At 44.2% G+C, this 15,129-nt stretch carries 14 protein-coding genes, 1 tRNA gene and 1 other annotated feature; all 15 genes read right to left on the reverse strand.

Annotated features, from left to right (window positions below):
- Positions 1–265: 265 nt before the first annotated feature.
- Entirely contained in the window at positions 266–859 is a 594-nt protein-coding gene (gene leuD, locus AABM38_RS17675; protein WP_423407572.1) for a 3-isopropylmalate dehydratase small subunit, read from the reverse strand.
- Positions 860–948: 89 nt separating this feature from the next.
- Complete coding sequence (gene leuC, locus AABM38_RS17680; RefSeq protein ID WP_423407573.1) at positions 949–2,358, reverse strand: 3-isopropylmalate dehydratase large subunit; 1,410 nt, start codon at positions 2,356–2,358, stop codon at positions 949–951.
- Positions 2,359–2,395: 37 nt separating this feature from the next.
- A complete protein-coding gene (gene leuB, locus AABM38_RS17685) occupies positions 2,396–3,508 on the reverse strand; it encodes a 3-isopropylmalate dehydrogenase (RefSeq protein ID WP_423407574.1) in 1,113 nt (370 codons plus the stop codon).
- Positions 3,509–3,546: 38 nt separating this feature from the next.
- Positions 3,547–5,085 carry a 2-isopropylmalate synthase gene (locus tag AABM38_RS17690; protein WP_423407575.1) on the reverse strand — a complete coding sequence of 513 codons (1,539 nt, stop codon included), beginning with the start codon at positions 5,083–5,085 and terminating at the stop codon, positions 3,547–3,549.
- A complete protein-coding gene (gene ilvC, locus AABM38_RS17695) occupies positions 5,072–6,094 on the reverse strand; it encodes a ketol-acid reductoisomerase (protein WP_423407576.1) in 1,023 nt (340 codons plus the stop codon). Before ilvC ends, AABM38_RS17690 begins: the two co-directional genes overlap by 14 nt.
- A 171-nt stretch (positions 6,095–6,265) precedes the next feature.
- Positions 6,266–6,781, reverse strand: coding sequence for an acetolactate synthase small subunit (ilvN, locus tag AABM38_RS17700; RefSeq protein WP_335376360.1), 516 nt, complete (start codon positions 6,779–6,781; stop codon positions 6,266–6,268).
- Positions 6,778–8,493 carry an acetolactate synthase large subunit gene (gene ilvB / locus AABM38_RS17705; RefSeq protein WP_423407577.1) on the reverse strand — a complete coding sequence of 572 codons (1,716 nt, stop codon included), beginning with the start codon at positions 8,491–8,493 and terminating at the stop codon, positions 6,778–6,780. The genes ilvN and ilvB overlap by 4 nt, the downstream gene beginning before the upstream one ends.
- A 300-nt stretch (positions 8,494–8,793) precedes the next feature.
- Positions 8,794–9,050: a binding site (T-box leader), on the reverse strand.
- Between the two features lie 9 nt (positions 9,051–9,059).
- Positions 9,060–9,965, reverse strand: a complete 906-nt coding sequence (ilvE, locus tag AABM38_RS17710) for a branched-chain-amino-acid transaminase (protein WP_423407578.1) — start codon at positions 9,963–9,965, stop codon at positions 9,060–9,062.
- A gap of 403 nt (positions 9,966–10,368) precedes the next feature.
- Positions 10,369–10,445, reverse strand: a tRNA-Arg gene (locus tag AABM38_RS17715).
- Positions 10,446–10,567: 122 nt separating this feature from the next.
- Positions 10,568–11,116 carry a metallophosphoesterase gene (locus tag AABM38_RS17720; protein WP_423410783.1) on the reverse strand — a complete coding sequence of 183 codons (549 nt, stop codon included), beginning with the start codon at positions 11,114–11,116 and terminating at the stop codon, positions 10,568–10,570.
- Entirely contained in the window at positions 11,086–11,691 is a 606-nt protein-coding gene (locus AABM38_RS17725; protein WP_423407579.1) for an XTP/dITP diphosphatase, read from the reverse strand. Before AABM38_RS17725 ends, AABM38_RS17720 begins: the two co-directional genes overlap by 31 nt.
- A 14-nt stretch (positions 11,692–11,705) precedes the next feature.
- Positions 11,706–12,461, reverse strand: a complete 756-nt coding sequence (gene rph / locus AABM38_RS17730) for a ribonuclease PH (RefSeq protein WP_423407580.1) — start codon at positions 12,459–12,461, stop codon at positions 11,706–11,708.
- 125 nt (positions 12,462–12,586) lie between these two features.
- Positions 12,587–13,657, reverse strand: a complete 1,071-nt coding sequence (locus AABM38_RS17735) for a GerMN domain-containing protein (protein WP_423407581.1) — start codon at positions 13,655–13,657, stop codon at positions 12,587–12,589.
- Positions 13,658–13,835: 178 nt separating this feature from the next.
- Positions 13,836–14,633 carry a glutamate racemase gene (gene racE, locus AABM38_RS17740; protein WP_335376367.1) on the reverse strand — a complete coding sequence of 266 codons (798 nt, stop codon included), beginning with the start codon at positions 14,631–14,633 and terminating at the stop codon, positions 13,836–13,838.
- Positions 14,634–14,643: 10 nt separating this feature from the next.
- Entirely contained in the window at positions 14,644–15,102 is a 459-nt protein-coding gene (locus AABM38_RS17745) for a MarR family winged helix-turn-helix transcriptional regulator (RefSeq protein ID WP_423407582.1), read from the reverse strand.
- Positions 15,103–15,129: the final 27 nt, after the last annotated feature.

Here is a 15,129-nt window from a genome sequence, read left to right on the forward strand (position 1 = left end):
ACTATCGATTTTATTGGAAAATCCCCTAATGTTGTTTTACGGTTTGACTGTTTCTATGCTTCATGTTGTTTGACCTGAGTTGATGGGAGTGCAAATCAACTTATTAATCCGACAAAGTCTTCGAAAACAACCAAAATGAACGATTGAAAGATTTAAAGAGTTTCAAAACAAGCTTTTTATTGAAGTAAGTTTAGCATGAATTATTGAAAAAACAAAAAGATTCACAAGCTATGCCTGTGAATCCGTCTGTTTTTCATCCAATTAGTTACCTTTTCTGTAATTGATCTTCTTCATAAGCTTTAATGCTATCTTCCATCTGTAATGTCAATTCTATTTCATCCCAGCCATTCAGGAGCATATTGTACCAGTATGGATGAATGTCAAAAGTAGTTTCAAATCCATTTTCGTCAGAAACCGACTTTGTTTCTAATGACACCGTCAATTCATACGGCTGATCCCCGGCTTGCTTTAGTAGATAGAAAACTTCATCTTCTTTTAAGACAATCGGGAGGATACCATTTTTTAGACAGTTCTGGCGAAAAATATCGGCAAAAGAGGGAGCTATCAAAACCTTGAAGCCAAAATCCTGCAAAGCCCATGGAGCATGTTCCCTTGATGACCCGCAGCCGAAATTCTCATTTGCGATTAAAATGGATGCACCTTCATTTTCCGGGTGGTTGAGTTCAAAATGCTCATTCAGCTCTCCATTCGGTTTAAAACGCCAATCATAAAACAGGAACTCTCCGAAACCAGTTTTCTCAATTCTTTTAAGGAATTGTTTCGGGATGATCTGATCGGTATCAACATTTGTCCGGTCCATTCCTACAGCTTTTCCGGTCCATTCTTTAAAACTCGACATATCAGGCTCCTTTCTGCAGGGCTCTATTCATAATTCTTGAAGGTTTGCGGCCTTCCAATCCAAATAATTTTCCATTTGACCCAAGCTCTTTAAATCATGGCTCCAACCATTGATCTGACATCGACAAAGCGTCCATGAAGTGCAGCTGCTGCTGCCATTGCAGGACTGACAAGGTGGGTTCGTGCCCCAGCTCCCTGTCTCCCTTCAAAATTCCGGTTCGATGTTGATGCACAATGTTCTTGCGGTCCTACTATATCGGCATTCATGCTCAAGCACATACTGCATCCAGATTCTCTCCATTCAAATCCTGCATCAATAAAATGTTTGTCAATTCCTTCTGCTTCCGCTAATTTCTTTACATTTTGCGAGCCTGGAACGACAATTGCCTGGACTCCATGAGCTACACTTTTCCCTTTGATTATTTCAGCAGCAGCCCTGAGATCCTCAAGCCGGGAATTTGTACACGATCCAATAAAAACTTTTGTGACTTCCACATCTGCGATTTGCTGTCCTTCCTCAAGACCCATATATTCAAATGCTCTCTGGACGGACTTTCTCTCAGCTTCCGTTTCACATTCATCCAAAAATGGAACTCTTCCTGTGACAGGGACTGTCATGGAAGGGTTCGTACCCCAGCTGACCATTGGGGCGATTTCGTTTCCATCAACCGCAATGACATGATCGTATTCTGCATCCTCATCTGACGCAAGCAACTTCCAGTCAAGAATCGAATCCAGGAAATCATCACCTTCGGGAACATATTTCCGTCCGTTTAAATAAGCAAACGTTGTAGCATCCGGCGCGACAAGTGAGGCCTTTGCCCCTCCTTCAATCGACATATTGCAGATTGTCATCCTCTCTTCCATTGACATTCCCTTGATGACATCTCCGCAGAATTCAATTACATAACCTGTTCCAAAGTTGACACCATATTTGCTGATGACAAAAAGAATGACATCCTTTGCGCTGACTCCCGGTCCCAGGTTTCCGGAAACCTCAAGTTTCAACGTTTTAGGCTTTGATTGCCATAAGGTTTGCGTCGCAAGGACATGCTCAACTTCACTGGTGCCTATCCCAAACGCCAGGGAGCCAAAAGCTCCGTGTGTGGATGTATGGCTGTCCCCGCACACTATGGTCATCCCTGGTTTTGTCAATCCAAGCTCAGGTCCGATTACATGGACGATCCCCTGTTCAGGACTATCCAGATCAGCTAGTTGTATTCCGTACTCCAAACAATTTTTCCTTAGCGTATCCATCTGGTTTTTAGCTACCGGATCATGTATCTGGCTACGATTGATCGTTGGAACGTTATGGTCCATTGTTGCAAAGGTAAGATCTGGCCTCCGTACTGGGCGGTTTTTCATTTTAAGTCCCGAGAAAGCCTGCGGGGAAGTTACCTCATGGACAAGATGCAAATCTATATAGATGAGGTCCGGCTTACCTTCCTCCCGGTGAACAACATGGCTTTCCCAAATTTTATCGATGATTGTTTTTCCCACAAGCAGCCTCCTCTTTTTTTGAAAAATTCAGATATCGTTAAGCATAAGCACTCATTATATTACAGATTGCTTCATGATCGAGCAGGACGGCTTTAATTTCCTCAACCATTTCCTCCGTAGTTACCGGAACATTCCCAAAATCGGCAATATCACGAGTTCTGCTTCCAGCATCTAGCACCTGGATTACCGCATTTTCAACCGCTTCTGCTTCCTCTTCCATTCCGAATGACATTCTAAGCATCATCGCTGCTGATAGAATCATCGCAATTGGATTCGCCGTGTTCTGACCAGCGATATCCGGAGCTGAGCCATGGATCGGTTCATATAAGTATGGACCATCAACAGATACACTTGCAGATGGCAGCATACCAAGCGACCCAGTCAAAACGGAAGCTTCATCACTTAAGATGTCGCCAAACATATTTTCAGTCACGATGACATCGAACTGTCGCGGGTTCTTAATGAGCTGCATGGCCGCATTATCAACAAGCATATGCTCCAGCTGAACCTGAGGAAAATCCTTTGCCACCTCTTCCGCCGTCTCCCGCCACATTCGACTTGATTCCAAAACATTCGCTTTGTCCACCGAGGTCACTTTGCCTCTTCGGCTGGATGCTAATTTGAATGCATAGCGGATTACTCTCTCGATCTCTTTTTTCTGGTAAAATAGCGTATCTACGACAGATGCCTCGCCTTTTTTCATCGTTCTTTCACTCGGCTTGCCAAAGTACAGCCCGCCGGTCAGTTCCCTGACTACGACCATATCAGCCCCTTCAATCACTTCCTTGCGAAGCGGTGATACCCCGGAAATACTAGAATAGTATTGAACCGGGCGAACATTGCCGTACAAACCAAGGTCTTTCCTGATTTTCAGCAATCCCTTTTCTGGGCGGAGATGTCCCGGCAGCATATCCCACTTCGGCCCTCCTACTGCTCCTAACAGTACTGCATCACTTGCTTTGCAAAGATCGATTGTCTGCTGCGGAAGCGGTGTGCCGAACTCATCGATTGCCCCTCCGCCAATATCTCCATATAAGAATTGAAATTTATGTCCATAAAGCTCACCTACTGCACGGAGGATGCTGACCGCCCCCCTGCTTACTTCTTTGCCTACTCCATCACCTGGCAGGACTGCGATCCTTTTTTCCATAACATTCGCCTCCATTTTTTATATGGTATTTTCATTACTTAACCATTCACTGCGATTTTTTTGTTTTCTTCCATATATAGAACCCTATTGACTGCGTTTAAATAGGCTTTTGCCGAAGCTTCCAGAACATCCTGTGCAAGGCCTCTTCCGCTTGTCTCCGTTCCTGCAAATCTAAGTTTTACATATACCTGGGCAAGAGCATCCCTTCCTGCGCCAACTGATTGGATTCGATAATCAAGCAAATTGGCAGATTCCTTCAAGCATTTTTCAAGCGTGTTATATAATGCTTCAATACTTCCTGAACCAGTAGCTGCTTCCTGGATCAATTCGTTTTGACAGCCGGAAAGAGAAACGGTTGCCGTAGGTACCTGGTTGGTTCCATACTGCACCTGGATTGAATTCAAGCGATAATATTGCTGTTCCTTTGACAGCGTTTCTTCAAGGATGATCGCTGCCAAATCTTCATCTGTCATTTCCTTTTTACGGTCTGCCAGTTCCTTGAATACCGCGAATAAATGGTTGATATCCTGGTCTGGTACTGCCAGGCCGATTTCATTCAGACGATTGCGGAATGCGTGACGGCCAGAATGCTTCCCAAGAACCATCGAGTTATTTTGCAGGCCAACCAGCTCTGGTGAAATGATTTCATAGGTTGTTTTCTCTTTTAAAACGCCATCCTGATGGATTCCCGATTCATGGGCAAAGGCATTTCTTCCTACCACTGCTTTATTTGCTGGAACCGCCATCCCTGTGAGTTTGCTGACCAGGCTGCTGGTTCTGCTGATTTCCTTTAGATTCATTCTTGTCTCGGCTTGGTAAAAGTCTTTCCGGATATGAAGGGCAACAGCGAATTCCTCTAGTGCTGCATTGCCAGCTCTCTCTCCAATCCCATTGATTGTTCCTTCTACCTGAGAGGCACCCGCTGATACAGCAGCAAGAGAGTTGGCAATTGCCATCCCCAGGTCATCATGGCAGTGTGCCGAAAGTTCAACTTTACTAATAGAAGGAACATTCTCTTGCAAATACTTAAAGATATTGCCGTATTCCTTTGGCGAAATATACCCCACTGTATCAGGTATATTAATGACCTTTGCTCCTGCCTTGATCACTTCTTCTACAATTTCCGCTAAATAATCAAGTTCTGTCCGGCATGCATCCTCTGCAGACCACTGTACTACGGGGAATTTAGAAGCCGCGTATTTTACAGTTTTTACAGCTGTTTCAATCACTTCTGTTTTTGTCTGCTTAAGCTTATGAACCCGATGGATAGGTGAAGTGGCAATAAACAAATGTAGTCTTGGTTCCGCACCATATTTTAAAGCATCCCAGGCTGCATCAATATCAGATAAAACCGATCTTGCCAACCCCGTTACAGAGCATCCCTTGATTGCTCGGGAAATTTCAGCTACAGATGCAAAATCTCCTTTTGACGCAGCAGGAAATCCTGCTTCAATAATGTCAACACTCAGCCTTTCCAGCTGTTTCGCTATTTCAAGCTTCTCGGTAAAATTAAGATTCACCCCGGCCGATTGCTCTCCATCCCGCAATGTTGTATCAAAAATCTTAATTTTTCGCACTGGCAGCCACTTCTCTCTGCTTTTGTTTATTGACAAAAGGCATCATCTTTCTCAGTTCTCTGCCAACCACTTCAATTTGATGTTGGTTTTCCTTTTCGTTGATTGCGTTAAAGACCGGTCGGCTGGCCTTATTTTCAGCAATCCATCCCTCTGCGAATTTGCCCTCCTGGATATCCTTCAGAACCTTTTTCATTTCATGTTTCACCTGGTCATTAACAACTCTAGGTCCGCTGACGAAATCTCCCCATTGTGCAGTGTCTGAAATAGAATAACGCATTCCTTCCAGTCCGCCTTCGTACATTAAGTCAACAATCAGCTTCAATTCATGCATCGTCTCAAAATAGGCCAGTTCTGGCTGATAGCCTGCTTCAACTAGAGTTTCAAATCCTGCTTTTACTAACGATGTAAGTCCGCCGCAAAGGACAGCTTGTTCCCCGAATAAATCTGTTTCAGTTTCTTCTTTGAATGTCGTTTCCAATGCACCTGCTCTTAGGGCACCAATCGCTTTCGCATAGGCCAGCGCCAATTCCCTGGCCTCCCCTGTTACATCCTGATGGACTGCGAACAACGCCGGAACACCTGCACCTTCCTCGTAAGTCCTTCTGACAAGATGCCCTGGACCCTTAGGCGCAACAAGTAATACATCACAATTCTCCGGGGGAACGATCTGGTTAAAATGAATATTAAATCCATGTGCAAACATGAGAGCCTGATTTGTCAGCTGAGGTTCGATTTCTTCTTTGTAAACCGATGTCTGAAGTTCATCAGGCAAGAGGATCATGACCACATCTGATTGAGCCACTGCCTCAGAAACAGCTTTGACCTCAAAGCCATCCTCCTCCGCCTTTTCCCATGACTTTCCTCTTCTAAGACCAACTACGACCTCAACACCGCTGTCCCTTAAATTTTGCGCATGAGCGTGCCCCTGGGAACCATATCCCACAACCGCCACTTTCTTTCCGTTAAAATAAGTCTCGTTTGCATCACCGTTATAATACATTTTCGCCATTTTTCGTCTCCCCTTCTTAACCGCATATTATTTTGGAATTTCACTACGTTACTTGATTCTGCATCTGAATTTGGTTTAGGTACTTAATTGCAGTACGAACTGGTTTAACACGCTTTTTAGAGGTGCAAAAAAAGAATTCATGTATGATTCAAAAGCAATTACCCATAGAGCCTATACAAACGAAAGAGCTTTTTGCTGGTTACCAGGCTGGTAGCCTCTCGGAAAAGCTGTAGTGCCGGTCCGTGCCATTTCTCTTATTCCATAAGGTTTGATTAATTCGATAAAGGCTTCGATTTTTTCTGATTCACCTGTTAATTGGATGATAATGCTATCCTTGCTGACATCAATCACTGAAGCTCGAAATGGCTCAATGATTGAATAGATTTCTGAACGGTTATGCGGCAGTACCGGAACTTTCATGAGTACGAGTTCCCTTGCGACAACTGCCTGGTCGCTGATATCGGCAACCTTAAGGACATCGATCTGCTTATTCAGCTGTTTTGTAATCTGTTCTGCCATTCGATCGTCTTCAACATGGACAACGCATGTCATTCTCGAAACACCTTCATGCTCCGTCGGGCCGACTGAAATGCTTTCGATATTATAATTTCTTTTCGTAAACAAATTGGTAATCCGGTTCAGGACTCCCGGTCTGTTCAAGACAGTTATTGTGATTATTCTTTTCATTTCTTAACACCCACCATTTCGTGGATTCCCTTCCCTGGGGCAATCATCGGATACACATTTTCATCAGCATCAACCCTGAAATCCAGAAGAACAGGTTCACTGTTATTTAATACTTCATCTAGCACTGCATGGGCCTCGGCTTCCGAATTGATTTGATAGCCTTTGATGCCATAGGCTTCTGCCAGTTTTACAAACGAAGGCTGAACTGGATTTTTGCTGTGAGAAAATCTCGACCCATAAAAGATTTCCTGCCACTGCCTTACCATCCCCAATGCTTTATTATTAAAAATAGCTATTTTAATTGGCAGCTGGAACTCGGCTATCACAGCAAGCTCCTGTGTTGACATCTGGAATCCCCCATCGCCAAGTACGGCAATCACACAGGCTGATGGATCTGCCAGCTGGGCACCAATGCTAGCCGGAAGGCCAAAGCCCATGGTCCCAAGTCCACCTGAAGTAACCCAGCGATCAGCATTTTTGAATTGATAATATTGAGCTGCCCACATTTGATGCTGGCCAACATCCGTTACGACAATCGCTTCCCCGGCTGTTTTTTCGTAAAGGAGTTCCATCACCTTTTGCGGCTTGAGCACGTCGGTGTTCTCGTAGTAGTATGGGAAATCTTTTTTCCAGGAAGAGATCGTTTCCACCCATTCATCCTGTTCAGGCGCTTTAGTGTCTTGTCTGACCAGCTGGCTTAGCGCTTCACGGGCATCCCCAACGACAGGTATATGGGTGTGGACGTTCTTGCCGATTTCTGCTGGATCAATATCAATATGCGCTACCCGTGCGTTTGGAGCGAAATGATTCAGATTACCCGTCAGCCTGTCATCAAACCTCGCCCCGATATTAATCAATAAGTCACATTGATAGAGGGCCATATTTGCAGCATAGCAGCCGTGCATGCCTGCCATCCCAAGGTACAGTTCATGGCCTGCCGGGAAACCTCCTAATCCTAAAAGCGTATGGACTACATGCAGCTTCTGCTGTTCCGCATATTCTTTTAATAAGGCGGACGCTTTGGCATGCAGTATACCCGCCCCTGCAAGAATGACGGGACGCTTCGCTTTACTTACTGCTTCTGCCAGCTTCCTCACCTGAAGTAAATTTGGTTCAATTGTTGGCTGGTATCCCGGGAGAGAGATTTCCTGCTCCTGAAGCTCCTCCGTCAGTGCTGCTGCAAGGTCCTTCGGAAAATCAATGACTACCGGACCCGGCCTGCCGCTCGTCGCAATATAAAATGCTTCTTTGACGATTCGCGGTATGTCCTTTGTGTCCCGGATTTGATAATTGTATTTTGTAATCGGAGTAGTGATCCCGAGTATGTCGGCCTCCTGGAAGGCATCCGACCCAATTACACCTGTTGCCACCTGGCCTGTGATTACTACGAGAGGCAAAGAATCCATCATTGCATCTGCCAGGCCAGTAATAATATTTGTTGCACCTGGCCCCGAAGTCGCAATCACCACTCCTGGCTTCCCGCTTATTCGCGCATATCCCTCCGCTGCGTGGATCCCGCCTTGTTCATGCCTTGGCAGGACATGAAGAATTTTAGAATCATAGAGTTTGTCATAAATCGGGAGGACAGCTCCTCCTGGATAGCCAAAAATGACTTCAACGTTTTCCCTCTCCAAAGCTTTCAAAAGTAAATCAGCGCCGCTGAGACCAGTGGCCAGCGGTTTCTTTTCCTTCAAGGCAGCTTCCTGCACCATTTTTACGAATCCCCCCTACTAGTTTGTTTTCGATTTCAAAATCGCTCTAATCATGATGTTATTTTTCCAGGTTCTTTTCATTGGCTGAAATTACTCTAAGGTAACCATTCTAGATAAGAGCTTTCTTCATAATAAAAGCGCAACCGCCTTGGTCAGCCCCGACAAGCGCTGGAGGGCCGACCGGTGAAGTCGTTCTTTGACTTCATTGGGCGGACCGAAGCGACTCGAGGGGTTAGGCGCTGGAGCTGGACAACAATATAAAAAAGCCTATTCCATCTCCATATGCCTGGAAAGACCAGGCAAAGGGATGGAATAGGCTTTGTCTCCTGTTCCACGGTACCACCCTTCTTCACGCATGAATGCGTGCGCTCGTGACAGCATCTGCTGCCGATTTTGATAACGAGTGTGATCGACACTCGGCCGGTTTTACTGGGAATCCCTTTCAAACCGGCGCTCCAGGGTGAGTTCATTTTATGCGGCATCACCGGTTCTCAGCATTCCCGGCTCTCTGTCCATGCTTATCGCAAAAAATTACTTGTCCCTGTCTTCGCTTTGTCCTTATGAAGCTAGCTGACTTGATGTGCTTCTTCTTCCTGATAAACCTGAACGCCTTCCGCCACAACCTTTGCCCGGAACTCACGCAAGATGTTCTTCGTGTGCTTTCCTGGGGTTCCCTCTCCAATGACTCTGCCATCTACTTTTACAACTGCAATGACTTCTGCGGCGGTTCCAGTGAGGAATACCTCATCCGCAGTGTAAACATCGTGCCGGGTAAATGGTTCCTCCTTCACCTCATACCCAAGATTGCCAGCGATTTCAATGACTGCATTTCTTGTAATTCCTTCTAATGCCCCTACATAACCTGGAGGGGTGAGGAATGTATTCCCTCTGATAATAAAAACATTATCTGCTGAGCCCTCAGCAACATATCCTTGGTCATTCAGCATGAGTGCCTCACTGACATTTGCGAGATGGGCTTCAATCCTTACTAGGACATTGTTTAAATAATTAAGTGATTTAACTTTTGGGCTAAGAACGTCTGGCCTGTTCCTCCTCGTTGCAACTGTCACAATATCGAGCCCTCGCTCATACAATTCCTTCGGGAAGATCGCAAGTGGTTCTACGATAATGACTACATTAGCGTGAGGACATTTATACGGGTCTAAGCCTAGATCGCCGACTCCTCTTGAAACGACGACTCTGATATAGGCATCTCTTAATCGATTCCGTTCCACTGTTTCTACAACCAGATGAGTGAACTCTTCTTTAGAGTGGGGCATATTCAGCATAATTGATTTTGCCGACCGATATAGTCGGTCCATATGTTCTTCCATCCTGAATATATTGCCGCTGTATACCCGAATTCCTTCAAAAACACCGTCTCCGTATAGAAAACCATGATCATATACAGAAACTTTAGCATTTTCCTTGGTGACAAACTCACCGTTTAAGTAAATCCATTGATCGGGCACAAATAACACTCCTTTAATGATTAGACGCTTTAAATAGTTAAAATTTAAATTTAAAAAAATACAATTTTACACAATCGGAAATTGAAATAAAACTGTCTTTCATTCTGGCTGCAGCCAACTTGTTTTTTTTATTTGAGGATTATCTTACGCCCAAAATGAACCAGCGTCAACAGGGTTTTTCAAAATTGTTTGATAATTTTGATTAATTAGTTTATTTGTATCCGCTTACATTGTTGATATATTCACATTTATAAAAAGGAAAATTTTTTTTAAAAAATAGAGGATTTTATCTTGAAGGAGTTAACTGCGAAGTTAATACGAATGAGATCTGATATTTTTAAGACTCTAGAAAAATAAAAAAAACTCACCTTGCAGCAAGGTGAGTTAAGGTATGTAGTTTAAGTGGCGTCCCAGGAGAGATTCGAACTCCCGACCGCACGCTTAGAAGGCGTGTGCTCTATCCAGCTGAGCTACTGGGACAAATATGTTTTTTAAAGACAAGATTTATTATATTAGCCAAACAACTAAATGTCAATAAATAAATTAAACTTTTTTTGAGGGGGAGTAATTAATTCTCCCCTCAAAAAAATATTATAGTTCTTTTATGCATTTTTGGGAAGGGTAAATTCCTGTCTTAGTTCAGCCATTTCTCCATTTCCATAGTCATGGATTTGGAGTATTGCCTTTCCATCTTTGAGTTCAAGTATGACATAGGTCCTTTCCTTCCTTGTCCGCGGCAGCCTGATGCTGCCGGGATTAATAAAGAGGACATCATCTACCATTTCAGCACCCAATATATGCGAATGGCCAAAACAAACAATATCTGCCCGAAGTTCTTTAGCCTTATAAAATAAATTTCCAAGAGTCGATTTGACTGAGTAAAGATGCCCATGGGTAACAAAGATTTTCAGTCCATTTATCACATGAAGATCTTCATCAGGAAAGTTTCCGAGAAAATCGCAGTTTCCCCTGACGGATCTGAAATTTTTTATTGCTCCGTCATCTTCAGCAAGTTCTGAATCCCCACAGTGAATCATTAAATCCGCATCCTGTCCATGACACTTCTCGATTCCCTCAAGCAATTCCCCAGAACCATGACTGTCACTGACAATCAGGAATCTTACACATCGCTTTGTTGCCGATCCTTTAATGACTTTTCAAGCTGATTGATCGCTTTTGCCCTGTGGCTGATCTCGTTTTTCTCTTCAGAAGTCAGCTCAGCCATTGCCTTCCCTTCTGACTCAACAAAAAACACAGGGTCATAGCCAAAGCCATTAGAGCCTCTTCGTTCAAGAAGGATATGTCCTTCACAAGTACCAAATACAGTTACCGTTTCCTTCCCAGGTTCGGCCATTGCCAAGGCACAGCAAAATCTGGCAGTCCGCTCGTTTTCTGGCACATCCTGAAGTTCAGCGAGAACTTTGTCGATGTTCGCTTCATCATTTTTTTCAATTCCTGCATATCTTGCAGAATAAACGCCTGGACGTCCTTCAAGCGCGTCCACTTCCAGGCCAGAATCATCCCCAATGACCATGACGCCGAGCACCTTTGAGATTGTCTCTGCTTTTAAAACAGCATTCTCCTCAAATGTAGTACCCGTCTCATCAACGTCTTCGAGCTCTGGATAATCAAGAAGCGTTTTTACTGTCATTCCCATTGGCAGAAAAAGCTTCTCAAAATCCTTAGCTTTTCCAATGTTTTTCGTTGCAATTATTACTGTATTCATCTTGAGATCTCCCCCTATCTCTTTTTGGCACTCGCAATCTTCGCTGCCAATTCTTCTCCAAGAGCTTCCTTCTGCATTTCAAAAAGCTCCATGATCCCTTCCTGTGCAGATTTCAGCAGTTCCTGAAGCTGGCTGTATGAAAAAGTTGCCTCTTCTCCTGTACCCTGCAGCTCAACAAATTCGCCATTCCCAGTCATGACGACATTCATGTCTACATTTGCCTTAGAATCCTCAACATAATTCAAATCTACAACTGGCTGACCATTCTCCAGGATGCCAACACTGGTTGCAGCCAGGAAATCGGTTAGAGGGAAACCAGAGAGTTTTTTCTGCTTGCTAAGCCTGTAAAGAGCCATGGCCATCGCAACATATGCTCCTGTAATGGAAGCAGTGCGTGTTCCGCCATCTGCCTGAATGACATCACAATCAATCCAGACTGTACGCTCCCCGATTGCCTCAAGATTTACAACGGCTCTCAAGGCTCTTCCAATCAAGCGCTGGATTTCCATAGTCCTTCCGGAAATTTTGCCCTTAGCCGCTTCTCTAATATTCCTTTGCTCCGTAGCACGCGGGAGCATGGAGTATTCTGCCGTAATCCAACCCTTTCCTTCTCCGCGCATAAATGGCGGAACTCGATCCTCTATGCTGGCAGTACAAATGACCTTTGTATCACCTACAGAAATCAATACAGAGCCCTCTGGATGCTTTAAATAATCTGTTTCAATATGTATCGGCCTTAATTGTAAGGGTTCACGTCCATCAAATCGCATTTATTTTTCCTCCTTTGCATTTATAAAAGGCAGAACATTAACCGCTGCCCCAATAACAATAAATAAGAGGCAGCAAAATGCCTGCCTCTTCATATGTCTTTATTTAGTATACCAAAATCCCGCTATTAAAAACTACCAGTGTTAACTTTTTCAGGTCTTGTAACCGGCTCTGACAGCTTCTCGCCCTTCTCTGTCAATACATCCGCCTTTCCCTTCACCGTTAGAGCCACGCTCTCAACACCAGTTTGCTCCGTCAGGGAAAGCACGAGAGAATTCAATACATGCTCAGAAACCATTTTTTCTTCAAAGCTGCCATAAATCGATTCATTAAAGTTCAAAGTTAACTTACCGTCTTCTAGCTTAGGCGTATCCAAAAGTTTTACATCTGACTGGAACTCGGATAAAAGATTGGATGCATAGGCAGGTCCTTCAACAAGCTCGTTTACAATCGCTGTAATATTGTCTTTAAAGTCATTATTGACACGTCGAGTTACAGGAACATAATAATACGCGCCTTCTTCACCCCCTACATAGTAGACTGTCACCGCTTTAGTATTTGTGATATCAACAACATCAGAGTTATCCATGTTAATGCCATCAGCTCTGCTCAATTCTTCGCCAATTGGCGTGCCATTCACAGGCATTACCTCTAGCGGCGTACCATTCAGCTGCAGCTTAACATCCTTTACACTCTCGAATTGAGTAAGAGTCCAGGTTACAGCCTGTAAAATCCTCTTCTCATCCTCTTTTTTGTAGTTTGCAAATTCTTTAGAGAAGTCAACTGTAGCTGTGCCATCCTTGATGTTAACCGTCACTTGCGTATCTGCTGGCAGGACTGCACGGAATCCATTTGGCAGCATTTGCTCAACAGGTCCGTTGGCTACCAGGTACTCTAGCGCCTGCTTGGCTACACTCTCTGTCTTGGGAAGATCCATTGCCTGGGATACAACATAACCATTTTTGTCAATCAGATAAAGTTCTGTCTTGACTGTCGTTTCCACTGCTTCTGTTTGATCCTGCTTTGATTGTGCGGAGGTATTCTCATCGACCGCTGCTCCATCCTCCGTGAAGGTTACATCCTGCGGTGGATCAATTTTCTTTTTCTCCTCGCCCCCAAATAACCCGCAGCCTGACAGGAACACTGTAGTTGCTAATGTCGCTGCAGTTACGAAGACAGCTTTATTATTTTTTGACATATAAATCCCTCCAAAGACAGTTTGTACTATCATGTATACGAGCTTCGGGATTTTTTAGACCGCCTTTGGAAAGATTTTTGTACAAACCTGCTGCTCGATTTATTTTTGGGGAGAGATATGAAATTTGAACCAGCTTTTCGGCAGACATACAAAAAGGCCTCCATTCCGGAGGCCTTTTTCAACCTAATTTAATTTTTTCCACATGCTCAATCGGAATTTCCAGCCATTGAGAAGCAATTCGGGCAAAGATTGTCCTAGAGCCAGTTATATAAAAGGAATGCTCAGGCAGCTCTTCTCTTTCGGCAAACATATCGTTATGCCCTAGAATCGTACTTACCTCCCGCGCTGTTTCCTCACCTGAACTTATGACCTTTACTTGATCGCCCATTACATCTTTTATAAGCGGCTCAAGCAGAGGGTAGTGAGTGCATCCTAATATCAATGTATCAAGCCCTTTACTGATCAAAGGCTCAAGTGTCTCTGTTACGACTTTTTTTGCAACATGACCGTTGTATTCCCCACTTTCAACAAGCGGGACGAACTTAGGGCAAGCAAGGCTTTCTACAAAAGTTTTGCGATTGATTGCTTTTAGGGCATGTTCATACGCTCGGCTTTTTACAGTACCTTCAGTGCCGATGATCCCAATTTTGTAATTGTCCGTTACCTTTATCGCAGTCCTGGCCCCTGGCTGAATCACACCAAGCACAGGAATCGGCAGTTCATTCCTGATTTCTTCAAGTACTACAGCTGTTGCCGTATTGCAGGCAATGACCAGCATCTTAATATTCTTTTCAAGCAGGAATCGGGTCATTTCCCAGGTGAATCTTTTCACTTCTTCCACAGGGCGAGGCCCATACGGACATCGTGCTGTATCGCCCACATAGATGATTTGTTCATAAGGAAGCTGCCGCATCACTTCTTTGGCAACCGTTAACCCGCCCACACCTGAATCAATGATTCCAATCGGTTGGTTCAAAAAACTCGCCTCATTCTCCACGCATTTCATGATGTAATTTTGACAGGCTGTTCTTCAGCGATACGATTTCGTCGCCGGAAAAGTCCTTCAATACCTCCTGTAGGTAAAGCTGGCGCTTCTTGATCACTTCATCGATAATCCTTTCACCTTCCTCAAGAAGATGGATACGGACTACACGTCTGTCATTCGGATCCTTGACCCTTACTACAAGATCATTTTTTTCCATGCGGTCCACTAAGTCGGTTGTTGTACTGCAAGCCAAAAACATTTTATTCGACAGCTCGCCAATTGTCATATCCCCGTCCTCAAACAGCCATTGCAAAGCAACAAACTGAGGAGGAGTGATCGTGTAATTACTGAGGAGCTCACGGCCCTTTTGTTTTATAATCCCCGATATGTACCTTAAATCTTTTTCAATATCAGCAACCGTGTCCAGTTCCTGTTTACTTTGGATATCTTCAAGTTTCATCCATCACAACTCCTAAATAAATGCATT

Origin of the sequence: Heyndrickxia sp. MSNUG (assembly GCF_049532715.1) — a bacterium.
Taxonomy (GTDB): Bacteria; Bacillota; Bacilli; order Bacillales; family Cytobacillaceae; genus Mesobacillus.